Source organism: Bradyrhizobium sp., from assembly GCF_049586575.1.
GTDB lineage: Bacteria > Pseudomonadota > Alphaproteobacteria > Rhizobiales > Xanthobacteraceae > Bradyrhizobium.
On sequence record NZ_JBAVCF010000223.1, the window covers coordinates 1 to 6,817 of the forward strand.

The window sequence follows — 6,817 nt, forward strand, 5'->3', positions numbered from 1 at the left end:
ACCTCCGATGCGAGCTTCGGAATCAAAGGAGCTCTAGTAACTTATTGATTCTAGGGCGGCCTTGAATTTGAAGTTCCTATAAAGCGATTGCCGCAACACTGATAGGAACTTCAAATTCGCCGCACTAAATTCCGTGGTTATGGGCCCCCGCGTTCGCGGGGACGACGGTAGAGAGGATTCGACATGGCCAAGTCTCACGGTCCGCTTCGCGTCGGCATCGGAGGTCCGGTAGGATCTGGAAAAACTGCGCTGATGGATTTGCTCTGCAAGTCGATGCGGGAGCGCTACGACATCGCCGCCATCACCAACGATATCTATACGAAATGGGATGCCGAATTCCTGGTTCGATCGGGATCGCTGACGCCGGATCGTATCGCGGGCGTCGAAACCGGCGGTTGCCCGCACACGGCCATCCGCGAAGATGCCTCGATGAATTTGGCTGCGGTTGCCGACATGCGCGCCAAGTTTCCGGGCCTTGACGTGGTCCTGATCGAGTCCGGCGGCGACAACCTCGCCGCCACGTTCTCGCCCGAACTCGCGGACCTCACAATTTACGTGATCGACGTGGCAGCCGGCGACAAAATCCCGTCCAAGGGAGGCCCGGGCATCACCCGATCTGACCTGCTCGTGATCAACAAGATCGACCTCGCCCCCTATGTCGGAGCATCGCTCGAAAAGATGGATGCCGATGCCAGGCGGATGCGCGGCGCGCGGCCCTTTGTGATGACCAACCTGAAGAAGAGCGAAGGCCTGGATCGTATTATCGGCTTCATCGAGGCCAAGGGTGGTCTCAGCCCAACGGCCTAACTCAAGGAAGGTTTTGGGAAAGCCGGCTTACACGGCCGCGATTTACCTTGCGCGGAGCGCTGTAGGTTAACGGTGCTCCTGCTGGAACAAAGTCGGCTTGTCGCGGTTAACATTTTCCAGCGCTGTTAACCTATTTTGCGTGGTCGCCGCTTTGCCCGCCGTGTTAGACCCCTGTTCCGCTAACCGTCGTTGCGATCAATGATTGCAACTCGCCCCCAGAGAATGGTTGGTTATTGCTGCATTTCGACTTATGGCCACCCAGGCCGTCGTCAGGTGGTTATTCAGTCTATTTGCCAACGCTTTCTGTTTGAGTGAACGAGTGGTTCGGCTGGGTCTCATCACCGGTTTTATCGCATTGATCGGAGTTTTGCTCTCCGGGCTTGCGGCCTATCGTGTCCATGATCAGGAGTTGACGGTTGACGGCATCGCGCTGGCGCGTGCCATCGACGTGCATGCGAGCCTGGTCCAGGACCGCCTGACCGAACGCGAATTGCTGGCGCGAGTGGCGTCTGGTCTCTTCCGCTCACCATCAGTGATCAAGGCCAACATGTTGCAGCCGCTGCATTCGTCGATCTATGCCTTCAAGACCGATTTCGTGGTGGCGGGCTGGATCGCACGGCTTCGTCCTGAAGAGCTCGCGGCTGCACGCACCGAGCTTTCGAATGCCGGATTTCCAAATCCGACCATCCGCGCCTACAATGACGGTCCGCTGCAAGCCTCCGCTCTCTCCCAGCCGGTCGACCTCTTGATGGATGTCGAGCCGCGCAATGCAGAGACGATGGATATTCCCGGCCGCTGTTTCGACCAGCATCCCATCCTTGGGCCGACGCTGGCGCGGGCCATGTCGGAGATGAAGCCGGTGGCGTCCGATCCGCTGCCGCTGTTGCGTGAGGACGGGCCCATCGGTGTCGTGCTTGCTGCGCCGGTGATGCAGGCCGACGGCGCGCACCTGGCTGGATTCGTAACCTTCTCCTATGAACTTGCGCCCTTGATGCTGGCCAATGACGACCTGTCGTTGTTTTCGGTGGCGCTGAAAGATCCGCGCAGCGACCGCGAGTTGGTCGAAGCCGACCGGGGCAACGTCGTTCCAAGATCGTTGGGGCCGTCAAGCCCGGTGCCAGCCATGAGCCGCACGGTTTCATTTGGCGCGCGCGACTGGACACTGACCTATTACGCCAAGACCAACGCCATGAACCGCGCCCGGCAGACCGCGGCGGTCGTGGCTGCCATCGGTCTTGCCTTGACTACCATCGTCTGCGGTCTGTTCGGCTATGTCGCCTACAACAACCTGCGTATGAGCCGCGAAATCCAGGCGCGGATTGGCTTCGAACGGCGTCTGACCGCGGTCATCGACGAACTCAACCATCGCGTCAAGAACATCCTGGCGGTGATCCAGTCCATCGTGACGCGCACGCTGCGCCACGGCGCCGATATCGATGTCGCCCGCGAACTCCTGATCGGCCGGATTCATGCGATGTCGAACGTGGTTTCCCTTCTCAGCGAAAGCCAGTGGCAGGGCGTCAACCTGAAGGGACTGTTCGAGGCCCGCGCGATACCCCATGCCGAACGGATTGCCGTCAGCGGCTCGGACATCACGGTCAGCGCGCGCGCCGCACAGTCACTGTCGCTGTTGTTCTTCGAGCTGGCCTCACATTCCGACGAGGGCCTCTCGCTGGTCGGCAAGCATCCGCACATCGTCGCGCATTGGGAAATCGGCGGCGAAGAGCCTGAAAGCGTGTTTCACTTCCGTTGGGAGGAATTCAACACCAGTGCGGCCACCCGGCGCGCCGACAGCGATTTCGGCCTCATCCTGCTCGATCGCGTGGCGCCGGAAGCTCTCGGCGGCACGTCGAAGCGGTATTTCACCGATGTGAGCTATGTTTACGAATTGACGGCTCCGATGGAGACGGTCGTCGACATGTCGGAAAGAGACCGTACCGAGCAGTTTTCCGCGCCGCTCAAGCCTGTTCGCTAGCAGACAATAGTCGTCCGGACCTGGTGCTGTCGCACCAGATCCGGAAATGACGACGTCGTTGCGTGAGAGGGGCTAGCCGCTGCCGCCGATCACGGCGCGCACGGTTTCATCGGGACCGAAATCCTCGGCGCCATCGACATAGAGCAGCGCAGAGAGTTTGGATCGTGCCCGATTGACGCGGCTCTTGATGGTGCCGACCGCGCAGCCGCAGATCGCCGCGGCGTCCTCATAGGAAAAGCCGGATGCACCGACCAGTATCAACGCCTCGCGCTGATCCTGTGGCAGCTTCTCGAGCGCCATGCGGAATTCTTCAAATTCCAAATGAGCGTTTTGCGCTGGCTGAGTCTTCAGCGTCTTGGCGTAGCTGCCGTCGGCATCCTCGACCTCGCGGCGCCGTTTCCGGTAGTCGGAGCGGAACAGGTTGCGCAGGATCGTGAATAGCCACGCCGGCAGATTCGAGCCGGGCTGGAAGGAATCGATGTTGGCAAGGGCGCGCAACAAGGTCTCCTGCACGAGATCGTCGGCACGATCGCCGTTACCGGAGAGCGAGATCGCAAAGGCGCGCAAACTTGGGACCGACGCCAGGATGTCGTCGCGAAGTGAATCGGTGAGAGGCATTATTCCCCTCCGTCATTTTTTTCGCCCGCATTCCCCAAGTGGGGATTGGCATCGGGAACATCAAGCTTGCGGATCAGGTCCACAAACCGGTCGGGGACGCCCTGGCGGACGACGTCGTCGTACATGGCGCGGAGCTGGTGGCCGATTCTGGACTGGATCTCGGCATTCAGGCCGCCCTGCTTTTTTGCTTCCTTCATGTCCTGTCCCACGTTTCCCCGAGTGTTAAGCTTCTGTATCTTCACAGCTATTCCTCGAAATGGCCCATGCGTCGCCTTCTTAGGTGTCAGGGCCTAATTCAAAGTCAGCGCAAAAGTTCCGGAAGTATGGGAACTTTTCGTAAGTCCGCGCGTAAGTCCGGGGCTTGGGGATTATCGGGTCAGTCCTCATCTCGAAAGTTTGACCCAGGAAAGCGATGGAGTGGGGATGTCCCGATCACAGCTTGTTGCCGAACACTTACCGCTGCTGCGCCGCTATGCGCGTGCGTTGACCGGAAATCAGGCCTCAGGCGACGCTTACGTTGGCGCCATGCTCGAGGCCCTGCTCCAGGACCCGGCCTTGCTGGATGAAAATCACGGCCCGCGCGCCGGGTTGTTCCGGCTGTTTACGCAGATCTGGAATTCGGTCTCGATCAACGACGATGCTGATGTCGCAACCTTGCCGATGCCGCCGGAGCGTCGGCTTTCCAACATTACCCCTCTACCGCGTCAGGCCTTCCTGCTTCTGTCTCTGGAAGGTTTTTCGGAGGAAGAGGTTGCCTTTATCCTCGGCGTCGACGTGGCGGAAGCGCGCAAGCTCGCCGATACGGCGGGGCGCGAAATGGCCGCGGAAATTGCGACCGACGTTCTGATCATCGAAGACGAGACCTTTATCGCGATGGATCTCGAGAGCCTGGTCAAGAACCTCGGCCATAACGTGATCGGCGTCGCGCGCACCCATACCGATGCGGTGGCGTTGGCCAAGAACAAGAGGCCTGGCCTGATCCTCGCCGACATTCAACTCGCCGATGGCAGCTCGGGCCTGGATGCTGTCAACGAGTTGCTCCGGACCTTCGAAGTGCCGGTGGTGTTCATTACAGCCTATCCCGAGCGCTTCCTGACCGGTGAGCGGCCAGAGCCGGCCTTCCTGATCTCGAAGCCGTTCCAGCCGGCGATGGTATCGGCGGTCGCGAGCCAGGCGCTGTTCTTCCAGCGCAACTCGCGTAACCGTTCGCCCAAGGTGGCCTGACAAGAAGACTATCCAAAGTAAGACAAGAACAAACGGACGCGCGGCGGCGCGTCCGTTTTTTATGCCACAAACGGCATCGGCCTGTCGGCGGGGCGATATCTCGCCAGCCGTCAGCGATGGGTAAAAAATTGCGGCTTCAACGCGGAATGGCGCCCGACCATGATCAGTATCCCGCCGATTTGCGGTAACAACGCCAGCAAGACCAGCCGGAGCATCGCGAAGTCTTCGGGGGTCGGCCTGAGCATACCGCGGGAGGCCCAGGTAACGAGCTTGATAGCAGCGTCGCTCTGAGGGTCCGCGGTTTGTCCGACGGATGCCATTGCGGAATCGAGGATTTGACGTCGTTCGGCGACGGCTGCTTCGCGTTCGCGGCAGAATTTACCGACGCCGCCTTTGCACTCCCGGTCACGAGCGGCCATGGCGTCCGTCAGCGCGGCCTGCGCGCTCGTAATGGCCGGCGTGACACGCGATGCGCGCGCGGTCGTCACATCGCTGATGTTGGTGGATGCAAAGCCGATGCCCGCGGTTACCGCGAAGACGAATGTCATGGTCCAGACAGCCCAGCCAACCAGCGCCGTCGCGCGCTGCCCGGAGCCCCATAGACCGGCGGCACAGGACGGCATAACGAGCGCGACCAGATCAGCGGCCACGCCAACGGCAAGGAAAAGCCATCCCGCTACGTCGCTTGCTCCCAGAGATCGAGCGAACCAGCCGTTGATCGTGATGCCGACGACGGCAAGGGCAAGCGCTGCGATCGATAAAAGAACCGGCGCAAGGCGACTGCGCGGCGGTGTGACGGCATCCTTCGGACGCGACGTTTTGGCCGGCAACGGTGCGACCAGCGGTCCCGCGCCTACGTCGTTTGCAGGCAAAAACTCGGGCGGTATCAGAAACTCCGACGATACCAACGACGACGAAGATGGAAATTCGTCCGCTTTGGAAGCGTCCTTCACCTTTCGTTTGCGTTGGCGGGAGGTCCTGGCGCGTTCAACAGTCTTTTTATCCCGCTTCTTCAGCGGGAGTTGATGAAGGGGAATAACAGAGGCGATCGTGTCGTCAGCCATGGAACCGCTCCTGCCGGTTGCGATGGATACGCGGGAGCCTGATTCAACAGACCGCCGCGCCGACACCTAAGGTCAAGGGCTGTTTGTCGTCTAGGAACGACACGCAACACTCGAAAATTCATTTTCGTTGTTGCTCTCTTGCGTGGATTCCTGCGCCGGATGTCGACAAAAAATCGGTGGAAAACGCATTTGAGAAATCGCGCGAGGTCAGATCGCCAAAGATTGAAACATCTTGCTTGGGAACTTGGAGGGGGCGACCCGAGGGGGGTGGCGGCGAACTTTGGAACCTGGAGCGCTGCATGGCGCGGCACCAGGCAACCCTTCGCAGCCGACCCGGATAACTGTTTCAGGCCAGGAACATAAAAAGAAAGCGGGGCGCGGCTGGCATCACCACGATTGCGGAGCGATTTCGCGGGTGTCCGCTCAAGGTCGTGGATGAGCTTCTAAGTATCTGTTGATTCGCCTATAATTCTTCCATCGAAGGTCTGCCAACGTTCACGGAAGTCCGCCGGAATTCACCGCGATCCGTGTTCAATGGTGGGGCGGAGATGGCCAAGAGACAGTTGCACAAGCTTTCCGCGCGCGAGGCGGAAACCATTTCGGAGCCCGGGCGCCATGGTGATGGTGGAGGGCTTTACCTCGTGATCGAGGCAGGTGTGCATGGCCGACGCCAATGGATCTTCCTGTACCGTGTGCGTGGGACGAGCAAACGCAGAGAGCTTGACCTTGGACCGGCAAAGGGAAAAGGCAAGGACGGTCTGTCGCTCGCCGATGCCCGACTCAAGGCCGCTGATGCACGCAAGAAACTCGCTGAAGGCAAAGATCAGGCGGCAGAGCGAAAGGCAGAAAAGGCGGCGGCCATTACCTTCGGAGAATTCGCCGATGCGTTGCTGGAATCGATCAAGTCTGGTTTCAAAGGCAAAAATACCTACGCAGATTGGAAACGCGATCTCAAAGTACGGTGCCTACCCATCCGCTCGAAAAGCCTTCCGGAAATCAACACGACGGACATACTGGCGATCTTGTCGCCGATGTGGCTGACGATTAATCGCACGGCATGCGAGACGCGAAGCCGCATCGAACGCGTATGGCGGCGCGGGCCAGAGGACTGCGTTCTGGTGAAAATCCC

Annotated in this window: 7 protein-coding genes; 4 read left to right on the forward strand and 3 right to left on the reverse strand. The window is 59.9% G+C overall.

The window, feature by feature from the left end; genetic code table 11:
* Positions 1-183 precede the first annotated feature (183 nt).
* Together ureG and WB528_RS08640 are read left to right on the forward strand one after the other, a co-directional pair.
* Positions 184-807: an urease accessory protein UreG gene (ureG, locus tag WB528_RS08635; protein WP_423888002.1), complete on the forward strand. Its 624-nt coding sequence runs from the start codon at positions 184-186 to the stop codon at positions 805-807.
* Between the two features lie 319 nt (positions 808-1,126).
* Positions 1,127-2,782 (forward strand): CHASE domain-containing protein, encoded by a 1,656-nt coding sequence (locus tag WB528_RS08640; protein ID WP_423888003.1) that lies wholly within the window; start codon positions 1,127-1,129, stop codon positions 2,780-2,782.
* Positions 2,783-2,854: 72 nt separating this feature from the next.
* Here the strand turns inward: WB528_RS08640 and WB528_RS08645 are convergent, their stop codons facing one another.
* Positions 2,855-3,400, reverse strand: a complete 546-nt coding sequence (locus tag WB528_RS08645; protein ID WP_423888005.1) for a sigma-70 family RNA polymerase sigma factor — start codon at positions 3,398-3,400, stop codon at positions 2,855-2,857.
* On the reverse strand, positions 3,400-3,597 hold the full coding sequence (locus WB528_RS08650; RefSeq protein WP_423888006.1) for a NepR family anti-sigma factor: 198 nt from the start codon (positions 3,595-3,597) through the stop codon (positions 3,400-3,402). The genes WB528_RS08645 and WB528_RS08650 overlap by 1 nt, the downstream gene beginning before the upstream one ends.
* 226 nt (positions 3,598-3,823) lie before the next feature.
* On the opposite strand from WB528_RS08650, the gene WB528_RS08655 reads away from it, so the two are divergent.
* A complete protein-coding gene (locus WB528_RS08655; RefSeq protein ID WP_423888007.1) occupies positions 3,824-4,624 on the forward strand; it encodes a response regulator in 801 nt (266 codons plus the stop codon).
* A gap of 110 nt (positions 4,625-4,734) precedes the next feature.
* Here the strand turns inward: WB528_RS08655 and WB528_RS08660 are convergent, their stop codons facing one another.
* Complete coding sequence (locus WB528_RS08660; RefSeq protein ID WP_423888008.1) at positions 4,735-5,688, reverse strand: hypothetical protein; 954 nt, start codon at positions 5,686-5,688, stop codon at positions 4,735-4,737.
* A gap of 548 nt (positions 5,689-6,236) precedes the next feature.
* Here WB528_RS08660 and WB528_RS08665 point away from each other — a divergent pair.
* Positions 6,237-6,817, forward strand: a 581-nt coding sequence (locus tag WB528_RS08665; RefSeq protein WP_423888009.1) for an Arm DNA-binding domain-containing protein, incomplete at its 3' end; no start/stop codon positions are given.

Coding starts and splice junctions, on each gene's coding strand:
- WB528_RS08660 (WP_423888008.1), bottom strand. CDS start 5,688: ATGGCTGACGACACGATCGCCTCTGTTATTCCCCTTCATCAACTCCCG.
- WB528_RS08650 (WP_423888006.1), bottom strand. CDS start 3,597: ATGAAGGAAGCAAAAAAGCAGGGCGGCCTGAATGCCGAGATCCAGTCC.
- ureG (WP_423888002.1), top strand. CDS start 184: ATGGCCAAGTCTCACGGTCCGCTTCGCGTCGGCATCGGAGGTCCGGTA.
- WB528_RS08655 (WP_423888007.1), top strand. CDS start 3,824: ATGTCCCGATCACAGCTTGTTGCCGAACACTTACCGCTGCTGCGCCGC.
- WB528_RS08645 (WP_423888005.1), bottom strand. CDS start 3,400: ATGCCTCTCACCGATTCACTTCGCGACGACATCCTGGCGTCGGTCCCA.